23 protein-coding genes are annotated in these 22,630 nt (G+C 34.6%); 5 read left to right on the plus strand and 18 right to left on the minus strand.

What is annotated here, in order from left to right:
• Position 1: 1 nt before the first annotated feature.
• Genes modB through modA form a run of 3 tightly spaced genes read right to left on the minus strand, consistent with a single transcriptional unit; the run spans position 2 to position 1,771 of the window.
• The gene (modB, locus tag ACZ5EP_RS06755; protein ID WP_464508489.1) at positions 2 to 670 is read right to left on the minus strand and encodes a molybdate ABC transporter permease subunit; all 669 of its coding nucleotides are present in this window, start codon (positions 668 to 670) and stop codon (positions 2 to 4) included.
• Complete coding sequence (locus ACZ5EP_RS06760; RefSeq protein ID WP_464508490.1) at positions 667 to 1,044, minus strand: hypothetical protein; 378 nt, start codon at positions 1,042 to 1,044, stop codon at positions 667 to 669. The genes modB and ACZ5EP_RS06760 overlap by 4 nt, the downstream gene beginning before the upstream one ends.
• 10 nt (positions 1,045 to 1,054) lie before the next feature.
• Complete coding sequence (modA, locus tag ACZ5EP_RS06765) at positions 1,055 to 1,771, minus strand: molybdate ABC transporter substrate-binding protein (RefSeq protein WP_464508491.1); 717 nt, start codon at positions 1,769 to 1,771, stop codon at positions 1,055 to 1,057.
• A 110-nt stretch (positions 1,772 to 1,881) separates the two neighbouring features.
• On the opposite strand from modA, the gene ACZ5EP_RS06770 reads away from it, so the two are divergent.
• Together ACZ5EP_RS06770 and ACZ5EP_RS06775 are read left to right on the plus strand one after the other, a co-directional pair.
• Positions 1,882 to 2,280 (plus strand): DUF4878 domain-containing protein, encoded by a 399-nt coding sequence (locus ACZ5EP_RS06770; protein ID WP_127679293.1) that lies wholly within the window; start codon positions 1,882 to 1,884, stop codon positions 2,278 to 2,280.
• A complete protein-coding gene (locus tag ACZ5EP_RS06775; RefSeq protein ID WP_464508492.1) occupies positions 2,256 to 2,786 on the plus strand; it encodes a YiiX/YebB-like N1pC/P60 family cysteine hydrolase in 531 nt (176 codons plus the stop codon). Before ACZ5EP_RS06770 ends, ACZ5EP_RS06775 begins: the two co-directional genes overlap by 25 nt.
• Here ACZ5EP_RS06775 and ACZ5EP_RS06780 read toward each other — a convergent pair.
• From ACZ5EP_RS06780 to ACZ5EP_RS06790, 3 genes are all read right to left on the minus strand, one after another.
• Positions 2,779 to 4,002 carry an L-cysteine desulfidase family protein gene (locus tag ACZ5EP_RS06780; RefSeq protein WP_464508493.1) on the minus strand — a complete coding sequence of 408 codons (1,224 nt, stop codon included), beginning with the start codon at positions 4,000 to 4,002 and terminating at the stop codon, positions 2,779 to 2,781. The two genes, ACZ5EP_RS06775 and ACZ5EP_RS06780, sit on opposite strands and share 8 nt — an antisense overlap.
• 71 nt (positions 4,003 to 4,073) lie before the next feature.
• Positions 4,074 to 4,313, minus strand: a complete 240-nt coding sequence (locus ACZ5EP_RS06785) for a YdcH family protein (protein ID WP_127679290.1) — start codon at positions 4,311 to 4,313, stop codon at positions 4,074 to 4,076.
• Positions 4,314 to 4,339: 26 nt separating this feature from the next.
• The gene (locus ACZ5EP_RS06790; protein ID WP_127679289.1) at positions 4,340 to 4,642 is read right to left on the minus strand and encodes a hypothetical protein; all 303 of its coding nucleotides are present in this window, start codon (positions 4,640 to 4,642) and stop codon (positions 4,340 to 4,342) included.
• Positions 4,643 to 4,781: 139 nt separating this feature from the next.
• Here ACZ5EP_RS06790 and ACZ5EP_RS06795 point away from each other — a divergent pair, with 139 nt between their 5' ends.
• Positions 4,782 to 5,177, plus strand: a complete 396-nt coding sequence (locus ACZ5EP_RS06795; protein WP_127679288.1) for a DUF6858 family protein — start codon at positions 4,782 to 4,784, stop codon at positions 5,175 to 5,177.
• Here ACZ5EP_RS06795 and modD read toward each other — a convergent pair.
• Positions 5,161 to 5,988: a ModD protein gene (gene modD / locus ACZ5EP_RS06800; RefSeq protein ID WP_464508494.1), complete on the minus strand. Its 828-nt coding sequence runs from the start codon at positions 5,986 to 5,988 to the stop codon at positions 5,161 to 5,163. The genes ACZ5EP_RS06795 and modD overlap by 17 nt on opposite strands.
• Positions 5,989 to 6,145: 157 nt before the next feature.
• Between modD and ACZ5EP_RS06805 the strand changes: the two genes are divergently transcribed.
• Together ACZ5EP_RS06805 and ACZ5EP_RS06810 are read left to right on the plus strand one after the other, a co-directional pair.
• Positions 6,146 to 6,586, plus strand: a complete 441-nt coding sequence (locus tag ACZ5EP_RS06805; protein ID WP_464508495.1) for a hypothetical protein — start codon at positions 6,146 to 6,148, stop codon at positions 6,584 to 6,586.
• 73 nt (positions 6,587 to 6,659) lie between these two features.
• A complete protein-coding gene (locus ACZ5EP_RS06810; RefSeq protein WP_464508496.1) occupies positions 6,660 to 7,589 on the plus strand; it encodes a magnesium transporter CorA family protein in 930 nt (309 codons plus the stop codon).
• A gap of 95 nt (positions 7,590 to 7,684) precedes the next feature.
• Here the strand turns inward: ACZ5EP_RS06810 and fusA are convergent, their stop codons facing one another.
• From fusA to secE, 11 genes are all read right to left on the minus strand, one after another.
• The gene (gene fusA / locus ACZ5EP_RS06815; protein ID WP_127679284.1) at positions 7,685 to 9,766 is read right to left on the minus strand and encodes an elongation factor G; all 2,082 of its coding nucleotides are present in this window, start codon (positions 9,764 to 9,766) and stop codon (positions 7,685 to 7,687) included.
• 98 nt (positions 9,767 to 9,864) lie between these two features.
• Positions 9,865 to 10,332: a 30S ribosomal protein S7 gene (rpsG, locus tag ACZ5EP_RS06820; protein WP_127679283.1), complete on the minus strand. Its 468-nt coding sequence runs from the start codon at positions 10,330 to 10,332 to the stop codon at positions 9,865 to 9,867.
• A 227-nt stretch (positions 10,333 to 10,559) separates the two neighbouring features.
• Complete coding sequence (gene rpsL, locus ACZ5EP_RS06825; RefSeq protein ID WP_015902097.1) at positions 10,560 to 10,943, minus strand: 30S ribosomal protein S12; 384 nt, start codon at positions 10,941 to 10,943, stop codon at positions 10,560 to 10,562.
• A gap of 115 nt (positions 10,944 to 11,058) precedes the next feature.
• Positions 11,059 to 15,561 (minus strand): DNA-directed RNA polymerase subunit beta', encoded by a 4,503-nt coding sequence (gene rpoC, locus ACZ5EP_RS06830; RefSeq protein ID WP_464508497.1) that lies wholly within the window; start codon positions 15,559 to 15,561, stop codon positions 11,059 to 11,061.
• Entirely contained in the window at positions 15,548 to 19,687 is a 4,140-nt protein-coding gene (gene rpoB / locus ACZ5EP_RS06835; protein WP_464508498.1) for a DNA-directed RNA polymerase subunit beta, read from the minus strand. The genes rpoC and rpoB overlap by 14 nt, the downstream gene beginning before the upstream one ends.
• A gap of 74 nt (positions 19,688 to 19,761) precedes the next feature.
• Positions 19,762 to 20,136: a 50S ribosomal protein L7/L12 gene (rplL, locus tag ACZ5EP_RS06840; RefSeq protein WP_464508499.1), complete on the minus strand. Its 375-nt coding sequence runs from the start codon at positions 20,134 to 20,136 to the stop codon at positions 19,762 to 19,764.
• Between the two features lie 27 nt (positions 20,137 to 20,163).
• Positions 20,164 to 20,643: a 50S ribosomal protein L10 gene (gene rplJ, locus ACZ5EP_RS06845; RefSeq protein ID WP_464508500.1), complete on the minus strand. Its 480-nt coding sequence runs from the start codon at positions 20,641 to 20,643 to the stop codon at positions 20,164 to 20,166.
• An 85-nt stretch (positions 20,644 to 20,728) separates the two neighbouring features.
• Positions 20,729 to 21,430 carry a 50S ribosomal protein L1 gene (gene rplA / locus ACZ5EP_RS06850; protein ID WP_464508501.1) on the minus strand — a complete coding sequence of 234 codons (702 nt, stop codon included), beginning with the start codon at positions 21,428 to 21,430 and terminating at the stop codon, positions 20,729 to 20,731.
• Positions 21,431 to 21,471: 41 nt separating this feature from the next.
• A complete protein-coding gene (gene rplK / locus ACZ5EP_RS06855; RefSeq protein ID WP_015901971.1) occupies positions 21,472 to 21,897 on the minus strand; it encodes a 50S ribosomal protein L11 in 426 nt (141 codons plus the stop codon).
• A 10-nt stretch (positions 21,898 to 21,907) separates the two neighbouring features.
• The gene (nusG, locus tag ACZ5EP_RS06860) at positions 21,908 to 22,432 is read right to left on the minus strand and encodes a transcription termination/antitermination protein NusG (RefSeq protein WP_127679277.1); all 525 of its coding nucleotides are present in this window, start codon (positions 22,430 to 22,432) and stop codon (positions 21,908 to 21,910) included.
• An 8-nt stretch (positions 22,433 to 22,440) separates the two neighbouring features.
• The gene (gene secE, locus ACZ5EP_RS06865; protein ID WP_127679276.1) at positions 22,441 to 22,629 is read right to left on the minus strand and encodes a preprotein translocase subunit SecE; all 189 of its coding nucleotides are present in this window, start codon (positions 22,627 to 22,629) and stop codon (positions 22,441 to 22,443) included.
• Position 22,630: the final 1 nt, after the last annotated feature.

Genomic DNA, 22,630 nt, shown 5'->3' on the forward strand with positions numbered 1-22,630 from the left:
ACTACACCTTTATTCTGTTTTTTTCGTTAAATATATAAACAAACAGCAGTACCATAAAACTGATTCCAAGCATAATCGCACTGTAGATATGGGCATTGTGATAATCCAGGGTTTCCACATAATCGTATATTGCCACACTCGCCACCTGCGTTTTACCGGGAATTGATCCGCCCACCATTAAAACAACACCGAATTCCCCTACAGTATGGGCAAACGTAATGATTATAGCCGTCATTAAAGAATTTTTCATATTAGGAAGCATTACTTTAAATAAAGTTGTTATTTTACCTTTTCCGCTTAAATAAGACGCTTCTATTATGTTTTTCGGAATATGTTCAAATCCGCTTTGAAGAGGCTGAATCATAAAAGGAAACGAATAAATACAGCTGGCGACTACAAGCCCTTCAAACGTAAACACCAGCCTTATATGAAAATATTCGTATACAAATTTTCCGATCGGAGAACTTTGAGAAAGAAATACAAGCAGATAAAACCCGAGCACTGACGGAGGAAGAACAATCGGCAGTGCGCTTACTGCTTCAAGAACGGGTTTAAACCGGCTTTTGGTTGAACTTAAATACCAAGCAAAAGGAATGCCTATTATCAATAATATCAGCGTTACGAAAAAAGCCAGTTTAAAAGAGAGTATAAAAGGTGTAAAATCTATCATTCAAAAACCTTCGAAATGGCTACCTCATTGGCTTTAAAAGCTATATAAACTTCACTTCCTTCAAAATCAGCCAGTTCTTTTATCATAATCGATTCTACGGCAAAGCCTTCTACATCCACCGTTATTCTCGAAAGAATTTTTCCTTTTTCTACATCCTTTAACTCTGCCGAAAGCACATTTTCAAACACACATCTGTTTTTCAGAACACTTACTGCCGTAGGTTTTATCAAAAGTTCAGCTTTTTTTCCTACTTTAAGATTCAGGTTCATTTCAAGAATCAAAACATTTATTATCTGTTCATTTAGTTTGAATTTTATTAAATTCACTCTTTCTAATGACTGAATTTCAAAAACCTCGGCAATTAATCTGTTCACTTATCTCCTTTTATTCCAAGTAACCGTACTTCTTAAAAATCTTTTTGGCTGTGTCGGATAAAATAAAATTATAAAATTTTTGCGCGTCTTTACTTTTATTTAAAAGAATTATACCCTGATTTATAGGTTTATATAAATTCGCAGGAACTTCCGCAAAATTTTTATATTTTTTCATTTTTGGCGAGAAAAGGGAACTTTTTGCAACAATACCCACATCCGCTTCATTAATTGTATAAGGAATTACGGCGGTCACTGTTTCGGCATATACAAGTCTGTTTAACACCTGATTGTAAATACCGGCATTTTTCATTGCCTCCACTGCAGCCCTTCCGTAAGGAGCCGTTTTAGGATTGGCTATAGCGATAAGTTTCGCGTTTAACAAAGCCTGTTTAAAATCATGTAAATCCATATCTTTAACACTAAAAAGCGCAATGGCACCTTTTGCATAAATTACCGGTTTTGTTTTTGCAAATCCTTTTTTATACAGCACATTGGGATATTTCATATTAGCAGACATAAATACATCATATGGAGCACCGTGTATAATCTGAGCCGTAAGCTTCCCGCTGCTTGCCAAAATAAGTCTGATTTTTATATCCGGATATTTTTTGTTAAAAGCCGAAATAATATCAGGCATTGCATATGTCGTATTTGCGGCAGCGGCAACAAGTAACTGTGAAGCATATGAGGATAATGCAAATATTAAAAGCAAAATAAATTTTTTCATTTTCAACCCTTTCGTTATATATTTTCAGATATAACGCTATTATAATTATATTTTTACTGTTAGTCAATATTTAGATATAATTTTTATTCTACTAAATAAAAGGAGAAAGAATGAAAAAGGGGCTATTGGCTGTATTATTTACAGCCGTATTGATTTTTACGGGGTGCAGCAAAAAAAATTCGCCTGAAACCGCTGCAAAAGAATTCATTTCTTCATTTATTAATGGAGACACAAACGCATTCAAACAGTATTCCACAGATTCCACAAAAGAGCTTTTCACCCTGGCAATGGCTATGAAGTGTTCACAGGAAGAAATGAACAACGATATGCCTAAATGTCTGAAAAAAATTGGTGAAAACTTAAAATCCGTAGAAGTTGTGGGTGTGAAAAAAAACGGCAAAGAAGCTCTTGTTACTTTAAAAGAGACTCTGGCTAACGGAAAAGTAACCAATGAAAGCATTCCGGTAGTAGAAACGAAAGACGGATGGAAAGTAAATATAAAAAAATAATTTTTACTTTCCTTTTCTGTTTTTTATACGCACATCCTGTATTAAAAACGGGAGATATCATCCTTAGAAAAGAATCAAACATATTAAGCAATCTTTTCTCTCAAATTGATCCCTGCGGATATTCCCACTCCGGTATTATCATTATTAAAAACAAAAAACCTTACGTCTGCAATATCGAATATGAAAAAAAAGGCGAAAATTTAAAAATAGTGCCTTTAAAATCATTCCTGTCTCTTGCATCATCTTATGTGATTTTAGAACCTTTGTTTAAGATAAACCAAAAAAAATTAAAAAAAATTATTAACAGTTTAAAAAAACAAAAAATAGAGTTTGATACTCAAATCAGTCTGACTAATAATAAATATTACTGCACCGAACTTGTTGATTATATATATTATAAACTTTTAGGCCGGCACATTTACGCATATCTTTATAAATTTAACAATAAAAAAATCATAACGGTAAGGAGTCTGCTCAAAAGCAGATATTTTAAACTCTCTAAATAACTTTATTTCTCATTACATTGACAATCGCATCATCAACGCCGCTCATTGCATCTGAGACATTTTTAAGATTTTTAATACTGTTTGTTATATTTTCTTCTAAAATACCGTCACTGAAAACCGGCTTGTTTTCCAATGCAAAAACAGCAGCTTCATATCCGCTTTGAGCCCCAAGCATTACTTTTAAAGAACATCCCATTTTAGCACCGTCGCAAATTACTCCGTTTATTGTCTGTATCAGATACGATACGGCGTTTTTTGAGATGTTTCTATCTTTACTTTCGAGATATGATATTGCCCCGGCAACACCGCATCCGCTTGCAAATGCGGCGCCGCATATAGCTGAAAGTCTGCCTATAAAAAGTTTCACATATACCGTAATTAACATGCTAAGAGCCAAAGCTCTGAAAGTCTCATGTTTTGAAAATCCTTTTTCACTGGCGTATATCCATACGGGAAGTGTTGCGCTTATACCGTGATTTCCGCTTCCGACAAGACTCATGGCAGGGAAATTAACCCCTTCCATTCTCGCATCAGAAGCGGCTGTGGTATATGAAATAATTTTCGATTTTACATCATCACCTGTAAAACTTTTACCGATATTAAGCGCACAGTCTTCTTCAAGTCCGATTTTTGAAAGTTTCATATTCATATTTATAACATCTTCCATAAAAGAAAAATCATCTTCTTTTTCCACAAGATCATATAATACTTCGAAATCCTGATTTTTAAGCCACTTTTCTATAACACCGGTATCTGCACTTTCCTGTCTGTTTACAAGTTTTATTTCCTTTTTTGGGGTTTTTATATTTTCTATATTGTCATGAAACGTCTTCGTTAAAACCTCATAACCCTTATAAGAGCTTTTTATAAAAATTTCACTGCCTTTTACGATTTCAAGATTTATATTTTTCTCCATTTCGGCAGCTTTTTTTATACATTCTTCGGTAACTGTCTCAAAAACATTCAGTCCATTTTCTTTATTTCCGCACAAAAGTCCTAAAGCAAAAGCAAATTTAACTCCAAATCTTCTGCCTGTATTAGGAATAGGAACATACATTGCGTTTTTTAACAGATTGGTATTGATAGTCAAATTTATTTTCCCGTCCACATCAGTAAGATCTTTTAAATATGCTGCGTTTAAAGCTATGGCAGCCGGTTCGGTACAGCCTAGGGCAGGTTTTATCTGAGAAATTAAAATCTCTTTTGCGGTATACATGACAACGCCTTTTTTTGGGAAAGTATATAAGAAAGTCAGATATTAAGATAGAAAAAAATTGCGAAAAAGGATTAAATTCCTTTTTCTTTTTTATATTCGACTACCGCCGCATACACTTCGTCTTTAATATGAAGTTTTTCTTTTTTAAGTTTTTCAAGCTCAAGTTCGTCCATATGCTCTCTTCCTGCTTCAACTTCATCAATTATTTTATTAAGTTCTTGATGTCTTTCGATTAATTTAGCTATATGTGGATTTTCTGCCGCAACTTGTTCCATAACAGGTATTAATTCAGGGCAACATTCTTTAAACATATCTTCTCCTTTTAAATAATTTGTAACTATATTATATCACATCTTGTGTCGTCATAATCTTCATCTTCGTCAAATTCTTCGTAAATATCATCATAATCTTCATCAAGAGACTCTTTATTTTCTACAGGTTTACATATTTCACATTCTACAACTTCAAAATCTTCCGTATTGTTCAAATATTCCTCTATTTCGGAATAGTAATGAAACGGAATAAATTCCCAGTTCGGATCAAGAAAAAGCTCTTCTTTTTTGTCAAAAACAACGTCACACATATCAGAGTGAATTTCTATTTTTTTATTTTCATTGTCTATTATAAGCATATAAGCCATGTTCACCCTTTTTTGTTGAAATTATAGCACTTTAATACTGTAAAAAAATTTAAAATATTTTTATTACATAATTTTTACTTATAACAGATATAATTTATCCTTATTTATGATACACTTCGCTCCAAAAAAAGGAGAATATATGCAACAGATGATAGTTCAGGAAAAATATCCTGTATTCGTATTAGACGTAGAAAAAAATGAAACTCATTATAAAACGGCTCAGGAAATTATCGAATTTTTCAAAGAAAAAATCAATTCACACCCTGTTTGTACATATATCGGTGAATTCGATCATTACGCACACACCTCATCGCTTGAAAACGGTGAAATCAATCCGGAAATAAAAGACTGCAAATTGGTTCTTTTCTGTTTTGGAAACAAACTCCCAAACGGTAAAATCACAGCAGCAAGACCAAGAAGTATCAGCGTAACGGAATATACTGAAAAATTTGAAATAGCTTTTCTCGAAGCTCCTGCATTAATCGCAAACGAAGTAATGGAAGGCTGGGTAAAAGAGCTTAAAAAGACTCTATAACAACCTTCACATCCGCTCCTTTAGCAAAATAAGGAGCGGTTGTAACGATACTGTCTACTCCCGCTTTTGCATATTCTTCCACATTATTTATATTAATTCCTCCGGCACTTATCACTTTTATATTTTTTTCATGCGCGATTTCTACAATTTTTTCTGTTGTTTCAACATCCAGTTTATCAAGCTGTAAAACATCCACTCCTATTTCTACAAGTTTTTTGGCATGTTCAAAGTTTTTCGCTTCCACTACCCATTTTTTTTCTATAGATTTATGTTTTAATTTTTCGAAATTTTTATAAAACTTATCCCATCCTCCATAAAGGTTAATGTAATTTTCAAAAATAAGTATTGTTTCTGTTGTTGTAACTCTGTGAGGCAGCCCTCCTCCGTCGATAACAGCCTGCAATGCAACCTTTTTAGTAAAAGGAATCACCTTTCTGGTTGTAAGTATTTCTATGTTTGGATTGTGTTTTCTGGCTTTTGAAGTCATCTCATGTACATATGTAGACACGCTTAATGCATATTCATATATATTTTGAGCAACTTTCCATAAAATCAGTACATTTTCTCCTTCTGCTTCAAACAGTTTACTTCCGGCTTTAACAAATCTTCCGTCTTTTTCTTTAAATACTACCTTAAGCTCAAGTTTTTTTGCCAGTTTTTCTATAAGCTCGCTTGCAGTTACAATACAGTCTTTTCTGGTAAAAAATGAAATTTTTCCTTTTTCTTTTATATCCAGAAGTTTCTGAGTCAAATCAAAAAACGGCATATCTTCAGAAACAAGCCTGTCAATTTCTTCGTAGGTATAAAACATTAACACTCCTTATTCGTTATATAAAATTGTATATAACGCATTTTATAACTTTTATTTTTTATTGTCAATAATAAACAGTTAAAAAACACAAATTTAATACATCTTTAAATTAAAAGATTTATAATTATTAAAACAACCCATCATCAAGGAGCGGGAAATGAAAAAAATAATTTTACCGTTAATCGCGAGCCTTTCTTTTGCACTGTCTCCTCATATTCTGCCAGACAGTTTTGCACAATGTTTAAGTATCAATTATTATACACCGCAAAATACTCCAATAGCATTAAATGATTTCTTTAAAGTTATTAAAAAATACGAATGTTCCAATAATATTGTCTATATAGGAATTGAAAACAGAATTCCTGGTATTTTAAAATTAAATGTAAACAATGACACAAAAAATTTCTTATTAAAACATTTAACAATAAACGGCTTTAAAAGTGCAGTTTATATTGATAAAAAACTACAAAAAGGGGTAATTGCAGTTCAGCTGAATGACAAATATACCTTAAAACTTCTTTTTTACGGAAATAATTACAATAAATATGTAAATATTTTAAAACAGCTGGATCTTAAAAAAATTAAATCTTCCCTTTAATTTTTCCTCTTTTATAGACATTTAAACAAATTAGTATTATAATTATTTATTATCTCTGTCAGAAGGTTTTGTTATGGTTAAATATTTTAAATTAACAGGCGGTATCGAAGAAATAGAAAAAATTGAAACTAACTGTTGGATTAATGTTGTAAATCCGACGGATAAAGAGCTGGAATATTTAAAAACAGAACTAAACCTTCCCTCAGACGTAATAAACGATATTTTAGACCCGGATGAAGTTTCTCATATCGAATACGAAGATGATTACACTCTTATAATTCTTAGAATCCCTATATATGATATTAATAATGATATCCCGTATTTTACAGTACCGTTAGGTATTTTTATCACCAAAGAATATATTTTAACTCTCTGTGCAAAAGAAAATGAAATACTTCCAATAAACGAACTTAACCTTATAAAAAAATATTATAAAAAAGTCCCCGATAATTTAAATTTTATTTTAAAAATATTTCTTAGAACCGGCAAAATTTATTTAAGATATCTTAAACAGATCAATAAATATATTTCATTAATACAAAAAGACCTCGAACAGTCCATTAGAAATAAAGAGCTCATCGATCTTTTAAAAATGGAAAAATGTCTTGTATATTTTATTACCTCTATTAAAGCAAATGAAATTATTTTAGCAAAACTTAACCATTCAAAAAACATAAAAAGCGAAATAAATGAAGATTTGCTTGAAGACGCCATTATTGAAAACAAACAAGCTTTAACGATGGCACAGATATACTCTGATATTTTAAGCGGAATGATGGATGCGTTTGCCTCCGTAATATCCAATAACTTAAACATTGTTATGAAACAGCTTACTTCAATTTCAATTATTTTAATGATTCCGACTGTTATTTACAGTTTATTCGGTATGAATGTCCCTCTTTTTATTGAAAACAAACAATGGGCGCTGCCGTTTATAATAATCGGGTCATTCTTTTTATCTTACTTAGGTGTAATATTATTCAAAAGAAAAAACTGGTTTTAGTTTTTTTCTTCAGTTTATAAAGTGAAAAAAGTATTCTGTGTCTAGACATAAGGTGCCTGACACTTGTTTAATATAAAAAAGAAAAAAACAAGGAATTAACCTTGTCTTTCTTTGATAATTTCATCAGCAATGTTGCTTGGTACTTCTTCATAGTGATCGAACACCATTGAGTATGTTCCCCTACCCTGAGTCATACTTCTAAGGTCTGTTGAGTAACCGAACATTTCGCTTAGTGGTACGAATGCGTTAATTTTTTTGATTCCGTGTACATCTTCCATAGAATTAACCTGACCTCTTCTTCTGTTGATGTCACCGATAACGTCACCCATGTACTCTTCAGGAACTTCGATTTCAACTTTCATGATCGGCTCAAGAATAACAGGGTTAGCTTTTTTAACACCTTCTTTAAATGCCATAGAACCAGCAAGTTTAAACGCCATCTCACTTGAGTCAACGTCATGGTAAGAACCGTCGAATAATTCAACTTTAAAGTCAACTACCGGGAATCCTGCAAGTACACCGCCTTGAGCAGCTTCTTGGATACCTTTGTCAACTGCCGGGATGTATTCTCTTGGAATTACCCCACCTTTAATTAAATCAACAAACTCATAACCTTTTCCAGGCTCTTGTGGGATTAATCTGATGAATACGTGACCGTACTGACCTCTACCACCTGACTGTTTTGCGTATTTGTATTCTTGCTCAACTTGGTTTTTGAATGTTTCTCTGTATGCAACCTGAGGTTTACCAGTGTTACATTCAACTTTAAATTCTCTTTTAAGTCTGTCTACGATAATTTCAAGGTGTAATTCACCCATACCAGAAATAATAGTCTGTCCAGATTCTTCGTCAGTTGTCACTCTGAAACTTGGATCCTCTTCAGCAAGTTTTTGAAGAGCGATTGCCATTTTTTCCTGGTCAGCTTTAGTTTTAGGCTCAACAGCTACGCTGATAACCGGATCAGGGAATTCCATTCTCTCAAGAATAATTGGTCTTTTTTCATCACAAAGAGTATCCCCTGTAAGTGTGTTTTTAAGACCAACGATTGCTCCGATTTCCCCACTGTAGAATTCGTTAACTTCTTCTCTTTTGTTTGAGTGCATTCTTAGAAGTCTACCAACTCTTTCTTTTTTGTTTTTAGTTGCGTTTAGTACGTAACTACCTGAAGTAATTGTACCTGAATAGAATCTTGTAAATGTAAGTTTACCAACGAACGGGTCAGTCATAATTTTGAACGCAAGACCTGCAAACGGTTCGTCGTCACTTGGATTTACACTGATTTCTTCACCAGTTTTAGGATCAATACCTTTAATCCAGTCAACTTCATCAGGAGCCGGAAGATAATCGATTACCGCGTCAAGTAACGGCTGAACACCTTTATTTTTGAATGCAGTACCGCAAAGCATTGGTACGATTTCAATAGCAATTGTAGCTTTTTTAATAGCATTTTTAATTTCTTCTTCAGTTAACTCTTCACCAGCAAAATATTTTTCCATTAATGCTTCGTCAGTTTCAACAACTGATTCAATCATTTTTTCTCTGTATTCTTCAGCTTTTTCTCTTAAATCTTCAGGAATTTCCTGCTCTTCATATTTACTTCCAAGCGCAGCTTCGTCATCCCATACAAGAGCTTTCATTTTAACAAGGTCAACAACACCTTTGAAGTTGTCTTCCGCACCGATTGGAATCTGAATTGGAACTGCGTTAGCTTTTAGTCTTTCTCTGATTTGTTTTTCAACGTTATAGAAATCCGCACCGATTCTGTCCATTTTGTTAACGAATGCGATTCTTGGAACTCTGTATTTGTTTGCCTGTCTCCAAACTGTTTCAGACTGAGGCTGAACACCACCAACCGCACAGAATACCGCAACGGCACCGTCAAGTACCCTCATACTTCTTTCAACTTCGATTGTAAAGTCAACGTGCCCCGGAGTATCGATAATGTTAATTTGGTGGTCTTTCCAGAAACATGTAGTTGCTGCAGAAGTAATTGTAATACCTCTTTCTTTTTCCTGATCCATCCAGTCCATTGTAGCTGCACCTTCGTGCACCTCACCGATTTTATGAGAAACACCTGTATAGTAAAGGATTCTTTCTGTAGTTGTTGTTTTACCTGCGTCGATATGCGCGGCGATACCAATGTTTCTTACCATATGTAAAGGGGTTTTTCTTGGCATATTATCTCCTTATTTGTGATTGTGTGTGAATTTTGAAAGGGGAAAAGAAGAAAAGAAAAATCATTTTTAACTTTTCACTTTTCATTTTTAATTTGTTTTTACCATCTATAGTGAGCGAACGCTTTGTTAGCTTCAGCCATTCTATGAGTATCTTCTCTTTTCTTAAATGCCGCTCCTCTTTCGTTTGCAGCATCAAAAAGTTCGTTTGCAAGTCTTTCTACCATAGTTCTTTCGTTTCTGTTTCTTGCAGCGTCAACAATCCATCTGATTGATAAAGTCTGCTGTCTTTCAGGTCTTACTTCCATTGGAACCTGGTATGTAGCACCACCGACTCTTCTACTTCTAACTTCAAGTAAAGGTTTTACGTTTTCAATCGCTTTGAAGAATAGGTCAATTCCTTTTTCTTCACCTTTTTCGTCTAATTTTTCAATCGCACCGTATACGATTCTCTCTGCTAATGTTTTTTTACCGTCCCACATAACTTTGTTAATAAATTTTGTAACTACTTCGCTGTTATATACCGGATCCGGCATTACCGGTCTTTTTGGGGCTCTTCTTCTTCTCATAATATCTCCTTCTCTTCAGTTTTTTACCCTGCATTTCACAGGACTTACTCTACCTTTTGGCAGTGAGGAGCAATTTCAAGTTAAAAGTTAAAAGTGAAAAATCAATAACTTTTCACTTTACATTTTACACTTATAATGTTGCTCCTACTATAACCAAAACCAACTATAACTTATATGTCTATACCTTTTACTTCACAACTTAAGCGCTTATTCGCTTAATTACTATATTACTTCTTACCTGCGTCAGCTTTTTTAGTACCGTATTTACTTCTTGAGTGTACTCTTCCTTTAACACCAGCTGTGTCAAGAGCACCCCTAACGATATGATATTTAACCCCTGGTAAGTCTTTTACCCTACCACCTCTTACAAGCACGATGCTGTGCTCTTGTAGGTTATGACCTTCACCCGGGATGTAACTAATTACTTCATAACCTGAAGTAAGTCTAACTTTTGCAACTTTTCTCAAAGCTGAGTTAGGTTTTTTAGGAGTAGTAGTATATACTCTTGTACAAACCCCTCTTCTTTGAGGACAGCTTACAAGTGCAGGTGATTTAGATTTTTTAATTACCTGTTTTCTACCTTTTCTAACTAATTGGTTTATAGTAGGCATAGCTTTCCTTTTCTGTGATTTTACTAACTTTTTTAGTGTGAAATAATATCAAATTTTAATGAATTTTCAAAGAAATTTTGTAGATTATTGACTTTTAGGAAGGAAAAGAGAGAAATTATTCGTGATCTAATTTTAAATCTCTCTCATGATGATAGAACATACCCGTACCGACAGGTACAACCCTACCAAGAACAATGTTTTCTTTAAAGTCTTCAAGATAATCGAATTTACCTTGAATGCTTGCTTCTGTTAAAACTCTTGTAGTTTCCTGGAATGACGCTGCTGATATAAAGCTGTCACTCTGGATAGCCGCTCTTGTGATACCTACAAGCATCGGTTCTGCAATTGCAGGCTCGCCGCCGAATTTTTTAATTCTTTCATTTTCTTCATTAAACATTTTTTTACTTACCAAATCGCCTTCGATGAATTTAGTATCACCGCTGTCTAAGATTCTTACCTGTCTTAGCATCTGGTTAACAATAAGTTCGATGTGTTTATCGTTAATGTTAACCCCTTGAAGTCTGTACACTTTTTGAACTTCTGCAACAATATATTGCTGAAGCGCTTTTTCTCCAAGGATGTTAAGAATATCATAGCTTGAAATAATACCGTCAGTAAGTCTCTCCCCAGCATGTACAAAGTCACCTTCGTGTACCAGGATTTGTCTGTCTTGAGGCACAAGATATTCTTTTACGCTTGTTTCACCTTCAACTATCAATCTTTGTTTACCTCTTACGGTTTTACCGAATTTAACAGTACCGTCAATTTCACTGATAATCGCAGGCGATTTAGGTCTTCTTGCTTCAAACAGTTCGTTAACTCTTGGAAGACCCCCTGTAATATCGGCACTTCTTGCAACCGCTTTTGGTGTTTTAGCTAAGATATCACCCTGTTTAACCTCAGCGCCTTCCTGAACGTGAATAACTGTTTTAGGTTCAAGCACATATTCGAATACTTTTTCTTTATTTGCAAGTAAGATTCTTGGCTGATAACCTTTTGGTAAATATTCTTTTACAATAATTCTTGATTCACCTGTTAATTCATCTACCTGAGTTGTAACAGTAAATCCGTCGATTACGTCTTCAAATTTAACAACACCGTCAGCCTCAGCTAAGATTGGATTCGCAAACGGATCCCACTCAGCAATCACTTTGCTCTCACCTTTAATAGGTTCGGCAATTAAATCACCCGCTTTAATCTTAGCGTTGTCGTCTACAAGAATTTTAGAACCTCTAACAATATAATATCTGTCTGCTTCTCTGTCGTTATCATCAACGATTACGGCAAACAGACCTTTGTATTCGTTATCAAATCCGATTTCAATTCCGGCTTTGATATCATAAATTCTCTCAAGATGATCTCCGCTTAGTTTATAGTATTTAACCATACCGCTGGCTTTAGCTTCAACTTTTAAAGGAACCGGCTCATTGTCAGCAACTTTAAGTTCGGCACCGTATGGGATCCTTTGTGGGATATACCACGCTTCTTTAATTACCTCAACTATAGCGTCATCTTTGCTGACTCTTGCGTTTTTATACGGAATATAAAGTTTACCTTCAGTTTTACCCGCAATACCTGCAAGTTCAGTACCCTTAACGATATCATTTTTTCTTAATGAGTATCTTTTAACAGTTCCGTCGTCACATTCGATTTCAACAAGCACTTCTTCGTGCTGAGTTTCAATTCTTACAATTCCGTCACACGGCGATTTTAATTTTGGTTCTACTAATAGTACTGCCGCATTTCTTCTGTTTGCAACGATTTTTTTACCGTTTCTGTCGTAAGTTTCAATATTATAGTATCTGATGTATCCGTATTTTTCAGCTACGATTTGTCTCTCTTCCTGAGTTGAACCAGCAATACCACCTGTGTGGAATGTTCTTAGTGTCAACTGTGTACCAGGTTCACCGATTGACTGAGCGGCTAGGATACCTACAGCCTCACCAACTTTTACAAGACGTCTTTCAGCAAGACTCATTCCGTAACATTTAGCACAGATACCTTTAGGCGCTTTACATGTAAGTGCACTTCTAATTTTTACTGATTTAACACCTTTTCTAACGATTTCTTTCGCTTCTTCTTCAGTAATTAACGTACCTTCAGTATAAAGAACTTCGTTAGTAATCGGATCGTATACGTCATCCGCTAAAACTCTTCCGTAAATTCTCTCTTCAAGAGACTCAACAAGAGTAGAACCGTCTGCGATATCAGTAACTTCGATACCTTCATGAGTTCCACAGTCCTGCATAATAACTCTGAAGTTTTGCGAAACGTCAACAAGTTTTCTTGTAAGGTATCCCGCACTTGCCGTTTTAAGGGCTGTATCCGCAAGACCTTTTCTCGCACCGTGAGTTGAGATGAAGAACTCAAGTACGTTTAGACCTTCTTTAAAGTTTGAGATAATCGGTGTCTCGATAATTTCACCGTTAGGTTTTGCCATAAGACCCCTCATACCTGCAAGCTGTTTAATCTGAGACGCACTACCCCTCGCACCTGAGTCAGCCATCATATAAATTGAGTTGAATCCATCTTTGTCTTTTTTCATAAGTTCCATCAGTTTATCAGCGATATCATTGTTAGCTTTTGTCCAGATATCGATAATTTTATTATATCTTTCCTGATCTGTAAGTAGACCTTTTTTATACTGATCCTGAACTTCTTTAACTTTTTTAAGCGCTTCTTCTACAATTTTCTGTTTTTCTTCCGGAACTACAATATCAGCAGCCGAAATAGATACCCCAACTTTTGCCGCATATTTGAAACCTAAGTTTTTAAGGTTGTCCAAAAATTCCGCTGTTACTTTAAGTCCGCCGTATTTATATACATAATCTACAAGGTTTGAGATATCTTTTTTCTTCATGATCTTATTGTACATCTCAACTGGCACGAAATCAGGAGCGATTGAGTGTAAAATCATTCTACCAGGAGTTGTATCAACAACTTCGTTTTTAACTTTTACTTTTACTTTTGCATGTAAATCCACAGCACCTTCGTCAAATGCCGCAAGTACTTCTTCAGGTGAAGCGAATAGTTTATGTTCACCTTTTACTCCGTCTTTCATAAGTGATATGTAATAAATACCAAGTACCATATCCTGTGAAGGAACCGCAATAGCTTTACCGGAAGCCGGTAATAGAATATTCATAGAACTTAACATCAATACTTTAGCTTCAGCAATAGCCTCCTGGCTTAACGGCACGTGAACTGCCATCTGGTCACCGTCGAAGTCTGCGTTGAATGCCGCACAAACAAGCGGATGTAACTGAATCGCGTTTCCGTCGATAAGTACCGGATGGAACGCCTGAATTGATAATTTATGAAGTGTCGGCGCCCTGTTTAAAAGTACAGGATACTGATCAACAACTTCCTGCAGACATTCCCAAACTTCAGGTGTTTTTTCTTCAATATGTCTTTTTGCCTGTTTAATTGTAGTCGCGTAACCTTTTTCTTCTAATTTTCCGATTAGATGCGGTTTGAATAGTTCAAGCGCCATTTTTTTAGGAAGACCGCACTGATCCATTCTAAGGTTCGGCCCTACTACGATAACACTTCTTCCTGAGTAGTCAACCCTTTTACCAAGAAGGTTTTGTCTAAATCTTCCCGTTTTACCTTTAATAACATCACTTAGTGATTTAAGAGGTCTTTTGTTTGCACCTTTAATAGTGTTACCTCTTCTTCCGTTATCAAACAGTGCGTCTACCGCTTCTTGAAGCATTCTTTTTTCGTTTCTGATAATAATCTCAGGCGCATCAAGTTCGATTAGTCTTTTAAGTCTTTGGTTTCTGTGAATAACCCTTCTATATAAATCGTTAACGTCCGCAACTGCAAATTTACCACCGTCAAGCGCAACTAAAGGTCTTAAATCAGGCGGTAATACAGGAATTACAGACATAATCATCCACTCAGGTCTGTTGTCAGAATTCAAGAAACCTTCAACAATTTTAAGTTTTTTAACAATGTCTTTTTTTCTTGCTTCGCTTCTTGTATTTTTAAGTTCTTCTTTTAACGTATGATACATTTCAGCTAAATCAAGCTCTTCAAGCATTCTTTTAATAATTTCAGCTCCCATTTCAGCATGGAAACCAGTATCACCGTATAGTTCTATAAGTTTTCTGTATTCATCCTCAACAAGTACGTCACCTTTTTTAACTGGTGCGTCACCCGGTTCGTACACAACATACGCTTCATAATACAGTACTCTTTCAAGATCTTTCATTTTAATATCTAGAAGCGTTCCGATTCTACTTGGAAGGTTTGAAACATACCAGATATGTGCTACGGGAGTCACAAGTTCTATATGCCCGAATCTTTCTCTTCTAACTTTAGAAGAAGTTACTTTTACCCCACATTTTTCACAAACGATACCTTTATAGCGCATTTTTTTGTATTTACCGCAAAGACACTCATAGTCATTTATTGGTCCGAAAATTTTTGCACAGAAAAGCCCGTCTCTTTCTGGTTTTAGAGTTCTATAGTTAATAGTTTCAGGCTTTTTAACTTCACCAAAAGACCAAGAAAGAATCTCTTCCGGAGATGCTATTTTAACTTGAACGGCATCTATATCTTTTGGTCTGTTCTCTTCATCCCAGTCAAGTTTTACGTACTTAAATTTCTTCATTGTCTTCTTCCTTTTTATAAAACTCTAAATCAAGTCCAAGCGCTCTAAGTTCTTTACTTAATACAAAGAATGTTTCACTAAGACCCTCAATCGGAACGTTCTCTCCTCTTGTAAGTGCTCTATAAGCTTTATTTCTACCTTCAACGTCGTCAGATTTGGTTGTAAGCATTTCTTTAAGGTTGTATGCCGCACCGTATGCTTCAAGTGCCCAAACTTCCATTTCCCCGAATCTCTGACCACCGAATAGGGCTTTACCACCAACAGGCTGCTGAGTAATTAAGCTGTATGGCCCGATACTTCTTGCGTGAACTTTGTCATCAACTAAGTGATGAAGTTTTAGCATATACATATATCCTACATTTACTCTTTCTTTAATAGGCTCACCTGTTCTTCCGTCATAAAGCTGAGTTTTCCCGTCTTCCGGAATACCGGCAAGTTCAAACAGCTTTTTAAACTCTTCTTCGTTTACACCCTCAAATACAGGTGTTGCGAATTTCACACCTTTAGCCCAGTCCTGAGCATATTTAAGCAGCTCTTCATTTGTAAGTGAATCCAGAAAATCTTTATAATGTTCACCGAAATGTGCAACTTCAACGATTTCTTTCATTTTTTCTCTTAATTTATTTACATAATCAGCCTGTTTTTCTTCTAAGATTTTTTGGAGCTGATTACCAAGGTTTTTACCTACAAGTCCAAGATGTACTTCAAGAATCTGTCCGATGTTCATCCTTGAAGGAACCCCCAGAGGGTTTAGAACAACGTCAACAGTTCTTCCGTCTTCCATATACGGCATATCTTCTTGCGGTACAATAATACTTACGATACCTTTGTTTCCGTGACGACCCGCCATTTTATCACCGACTTTGATTTTTCTTTTATTTGCTATATAAACTTTTACCATTTTAGCTACGCCGTTTGGCAGAATGTCGTCTCTTTCAAGAACTTCAAGTTTTTCGTCGTATTCTTTTCTTATATTGTCTTTCTCATTCAGGTATTTAGCTTTAATATTTTCAAATTCCTGAACAGTTGCTTCATCAAAATATTCTACTAAACTTAGAAGCAGGAATTTATTTATATTAATAAGTTCGTCTTTTGGAAGTTTTTCTCCGGCTTTATATGTTTTACCGTTTAGCTCAACATCTTTTGCAAGAGGTTTGTTTGCTAATAGATTTGCAAGAGCTAAAACTTCCTCTTTATCGATAATGCTCAGCTGATTTTTATAAATTTCTTCAATTTTAGCTTTTTCTTCATCATATGCGGCTTTTGCTCTTTCATCAAGTTCATAACCTTTTTTAGTATAAACTTTAACGTCTATTACAACACCTTCCATACTTGCTGGCGCATAAAGCGAGCTGTTTACAACATGTCCTGATTTGTCACCGAAGATTGATTTAAGAAGTCTTTCTTCAGGTGTCGGTTTTACGTCACCTTTTGGTGAAATTTTACCTACCAAAATCATCCCAGGTTTTACGTAAGTTCCAATTTTAATAATACCGCTCTCATCAAGATGAGTTAAATATTCAGGTTTAACTCCCGGAATATCCGCTGTAATTTCTTCAAGTCCGTGTTTAAGTTCTCTAACCTCACAAACCTCTTCATAAATATGAACTGATGTATAAACGTCGTCTTTAATAATTCTTTCACTTAAAACTATAGCATCCTCAAAGTTGTATCCGTTCCAAGGCATAAATGCAACCATTACGTTTTTACCGACACCAAGTTCACCGTTATCCATATTCGGACCGTCGGCAATTACGTCACCGGCTTTAACTACGTCGCCTTCTTTTACGATAGGTCTTTGGTCAAAGCATGTGTTTTGGTTAGTTCTAAGGTATTTTTCAAGTCCGTAATGATCAATATACGCACCGTTTTCATCTTCACCTAAAATATAAATGTTTTTAGCGTCAACTTTAATTACTTTTCCGCCTCTTTTCGCTTTTACGATCTGCCACGCATCGCGAGCTACATATTTTTCCATACCTGTACCGACCATAGGCGCTTCGCTTCTAAGCAGCGGAACACCCTGTCTTTGCATGTTTGATCCCATTAGCGCCCTGTTGGCGTCGTCATGCTCTAAGAATGGAATAAGCGATGCACCAACCCCTACAATCATTTTAGGGTTAAGGTCATAAAGGTCTACTTCTTTTTTATCTACTAAGATAATTTCACCGTCTTTTCTTGCTTCAATTAAATCATCTAAAATTTCACCTGTTTCTTCATCGATTTTTACAGATGCAGGCGCGATTGTTTTTTCTTCTTCCTGAGTAGCTGTTAAATATACTACTTCATCCGTCACACGTCCGTCTTTTACAATTCTGTAAGGAGCTTCAATAAATCCGAACTCGTTAACTTTTGCATAAGTTGAAAGCGTATTAACAAGACCGATATTTTGACCTTCAGGAGTTTCAATCGGACATATTCTTCCGTAGTGACTCGGATGAACGTCCCTGATTTCAAATCCGGCTCTCTCTCTTGTAACCCCGCCTTCACCAAGAGCTGAAAGTCTTCTTTTATGTGCAACTTCACTTAATGGGTTAGTCTGGTCCATAAATTGTGAAAGCTGACCTGTTGCAAAGAAATCAAGAATAGTTGTTGTTACAAGTTTAGTATTTACTAAATCCATTGGAAGCAAATCATTAATATTTGTAACAGTTGTCATTTTGTCTCTGATTGTTTTTTGCATTTTAGCAAGACCGTCTTGCAGTCTGTTTGCTAAAAGTTCACCGATACTTCTGATTCTTCTGTTACCAAGATGGTCTCTGTCATCAATCTGACCAACACCGTTTTTAACTCCGATTAGATATTGAATAGTTTTAATTATATCCTGATATGTTAAAATAGTTACATCATCAGGCACATTAAGACCTAATTTGTGGTTCATTTTCATACGACCTACTTTTGTTAAGTCGTATCTTTCAGGATCAAAGAATAATTTATCAAACAATTCTTTTGCAGTTTGTGGTGTTGCAGGTTCACCAGGTCTCATAACTTTATAAATTCTGATTCTTGCTAAATCGTTTTCGTTTTCAATACCTTCAACCTGTCTTAAAATTTTAAGTGTTTCGATATCTTGGTGGAAAGCTCTAAGAATTGAATCATCAACACCTTCAGCCAAATCGTTAACAATTTTAAAATCTTCAATTTGTGATTCAAGAATTTTTTTAAGTTTAACTTCGTTTAGTACTGTTAACGTATCAAATAGCACTTCACCTGTTACCGGATCATAAATAGGCTCAGCTAAATGTCTGTCTATAAGTATTTCAATTGGATATTCGACATACTCTAATTCCTCTTGAATTTTCTTTAATTTTCTTTCGCTAAGTCTTTTACCAGCAGTTAAAATGATGTTGCCGTCAGGATCTTTCAAGTCATAATCTAATTTACCGCTCTCTAAAGCTTTAGTGGACATTAAAAATTTATTATCTTGAATTTTAATATCAATAATAGGATAAAACATTCTAAGAATATCTTCTTTAGAATAATCCATGGCTCTAAGAAGTATTGTTACGGGAACTTTTCTTCTTTTATTAACTCTTACATATAAAACATCTTTTACATCATATTCAAAATATACCCAGCTTCCTCTGTCTGGAATAATTTGAGCAGAATATAATAGTTTATTTGAATTTTGTGCTTCTTCCTGTTTAAAAATAACACCCGGGCTTCTGTGAAGCTGATTTACGATAACTCTTTCTACTCCATTTATAATAAAACTGGTTCTTTCCGTCATTAAAGGAATATCTCTAATATAAAGAGTTTGTTCTTTAATATCTTTTATACCAATTTTTTCACCTGTTTTCTCATCTCTTTCATGAACAATAAGTCTGATTTTAATTCTAATAGGTATAGAATATGTAAGACCTTTTTCCATACATTCACGAACAGTATACTTCGGTTTTTTAAATTCTATACCGGCATACTCTAGAGTGATTCTGTTTTGGGCATCTGTAATCGGAAACATTGACTTAAAAACTTTATGAATACCACTTTTTTCAGGCTCTTTAAGATTGATAAAATCTTGGAAAGAGTTTTGTTGTAAATGTAGTAAATTCGGAATATCCAATATTTGTGGGATTTTAGAAAAATCTAATCTTAATCTATTGGCTGATTTTAATTGGTTTAACATAGGCTCTCCTGCGCAGAATATTTAGTAGAGATTGTATATATATCAAAATATATAAAAAAAAGCAAGGGGAGAAATTATTTAACTTCTACAGTTGCTCCCGCTTCTTCTAGTTGTTTTTTAATTTCTTCAGCTTCATCTTTGCTTACAGCTTCTTTAATTGTAGTAGGTGCACCGTCTACCATTTCTTTAGCTTCTTTTAATCCAGCACCAGTAATTTGTCTTACAACTTTAATTACGTTGATTTTTTTAGCACCAGCATCTTTAAGAATTACGTCGAATTCAGTTTTTTCTTCAGCAGCTCCACCAGCAGCTCCACCAGCAGCACCAGCTACAACTGTAGGTTGTGCGCTTACATCAAATTTTTCTTCGAATAATTTTACTAATTCGTTTAATTCTTTAACTGTTAAGTTTTCAATAGTTTCTAAAATTTGTTCAAATGTACAAGCCATAGTAACTCCTCCTATTTATTTTTTATTTTATTCAGATTCTTTTTTTTCAATTAATTTATTTAAAGCCCATGCAAATTTTGCAACAGGAGCTTTCATCATAAATGCAACCATTCCAAGTAATTCGTCTTTTGTTGGAAGTTTGCTTACTTCATCAACATAAGCAGCGTCTTTTACTTCACCTTCAATTACTGCACCTTTAATTTTAAAAGTGTCTTTGTTTGCAGCTGCGTGTTTTGTAATTATTTTTGCAAGAGTGATTTGATCTTCACCCCAGATAAAAATATTGTTTTCTTCAAACTCAGCTACAATACCGTTGTTAGCGAATGCGATTCTTGCAAGAGTGTTTTTAATAATTCTTGCTTTGCCTTCAGCTTCTCTAACAGCTTTTCTTAGAGCCTCTAAATCTTTTACTGTTTGACCTTTGAAGTCTGCGTAGAATACGCTAACTTCGTTGGTAAATTCTTTTGAGAGCTCTTCTACGATTTGTTTTTTTAATTCTTTTTTCATAAAGCTCCTTTCACTTAGACTCGGCAGGAAATTAAGGGAAATCCCACCTGCTTTCTAAGTCATTTAGACTTAGGCCAAAGCCTTTTTATTTATATTCAGTCAATTCGTTTACGTCTAGTTTTACACTTGGGCTCATTGTTAAACTTAGAGCCGCATTTTGAATGTATCTACCTTTTGCACTTGCAGGTTTCATTTTATTAATTTTTTCAATAAATGCTACTGCATTTTCATATATTTTATCAGCATCGAAACTTGCTTTTCCGATACCTACATGCATATTACCTTTTTTATCAACTCTGAAGTTAACCTGTCCAGCTTTAGCATTTTTAACCGCTTGTGCAACATCCATAGTAACAGTACCAGTTTTAGGGTTTGGCATTAATCCTTTTGGTCCTAAGATTTTACCAAATCTACCAAGTTTACCCATCATATCCGGTGTAGCAATTAAAATGTCAAAATCTAGGTTTCCGTTTTGAATCATTTCAAGTACTTCTTCTTCACCAACTATATCAGCTCCAGCTTCTTTAGCTTCATCAGCTTTAGCACCTTTTGCTAATACTGCAACTTTAACATTTTTACCAGTTCCGTGAGGAAGTACTACGCTACCTCTGATCATTTGATCAGCATGTCTTGGGTCTACACCAAGTTTAAGTGCCAATTCAACTGTTTCGTCGAATTTTGCTGATTTAAGTTCTTTAACTTTTTCAGCAGCTTCTTTTAGAGCATATACATCTTTGTCTATTTTTTTAAGAAGCTCTTGATATCTTTTTGAATGTTTTTTTGCCATTTTCTCTCCTACGCAAATTTTTTGCTTCCACGCCAGTGGTATTAATCTACTATTTCAATTCCCATACTTCTTGCACTACCTGCAAGAATTTTCATTGCCTGTTCAATATCATCAGTGTTTAAGTCTGGTAATTTTTTCTCAGCCACTTCTTTTAGTTGAGCTTTAGTAATTTTTCCAACTTTGTCTTTAAGTGGGTTTGAACTACCTTTTTGAATTCCAGCAGCTTTTTTTAATAAATCAGTTGCCGGTGGTTGTTTAGTGATGAATGTAAAACTTCTGTCACTGAAAACTGTAATTTCAACAGGAATTGTAAAGCCCATCATATCTTTAGTTTTTTCATTGAACGCTTTACAGAATTCCATAATGTTAATACCTCTTTGTCCAAGTGCCGGACCTACTGGAGGTGATGGATTTGCTTTACCTGCTGGGATTTGAAGTTTTAATACTTCTACTACTTTTTTTGCCATCCCTAATCCTTTATACTATTTTTTCTACTTTAGTGTAATGTATTTCTACAGGAGTGCTTCTACCAAAAATCGTTACATTTAGTTTAAGCATTCCTTTTTCATAATCAAAATCTTCAACTTCTCCTGTGAAGTTTGCAAACGGACCTTCATTAATTCTAACAATCTCACCTTCTTCAAAAGAAACTTTTGGTTTAGGTGCAGATTTAGTTTTTGCTTTTTCGAGTATAAGCTCGATGTCTTCTTTCTTTAGAGGAGTTGGTTTTTTAGATTCACCAATGAATCTACCAACTTTTGGAAGAGACTGGATTTTATGCCAAAGTTCAGTATCTAAATCAGCTTCTAAGAAAACATATCCCGGATATATACTTCTTTCAAATATTTTCTTTTTACCGTTTTTGACTTCAATTACTTCTTCAGTCGGAACAATTACTTCACCAATAACGTCTTGAAGATTTAATTCGTTTTTTAAATTTTCAATAGCTTTTTTAACACTAAGCTCACTTCCAGAATATACTTGTAATGCATACCAGTTCATATGTTTCCTTATAATACGGCTTTTAAAATACCGCTCATGATTAAATCAACTAAACTTAAAAATAGTGTAACTACAGTTACAACTACTACTACAGAGATAAATGACTGTTTTATTTCTGTGCTTGTCGGAAAAATTACTTTATCCAACTCATTTTTAGCTGCTTTAATATAGTCCATTAATGTTTTTAATTTACCCATG

The organism is Nautilia abyssi (assembly GCF_055388085.1).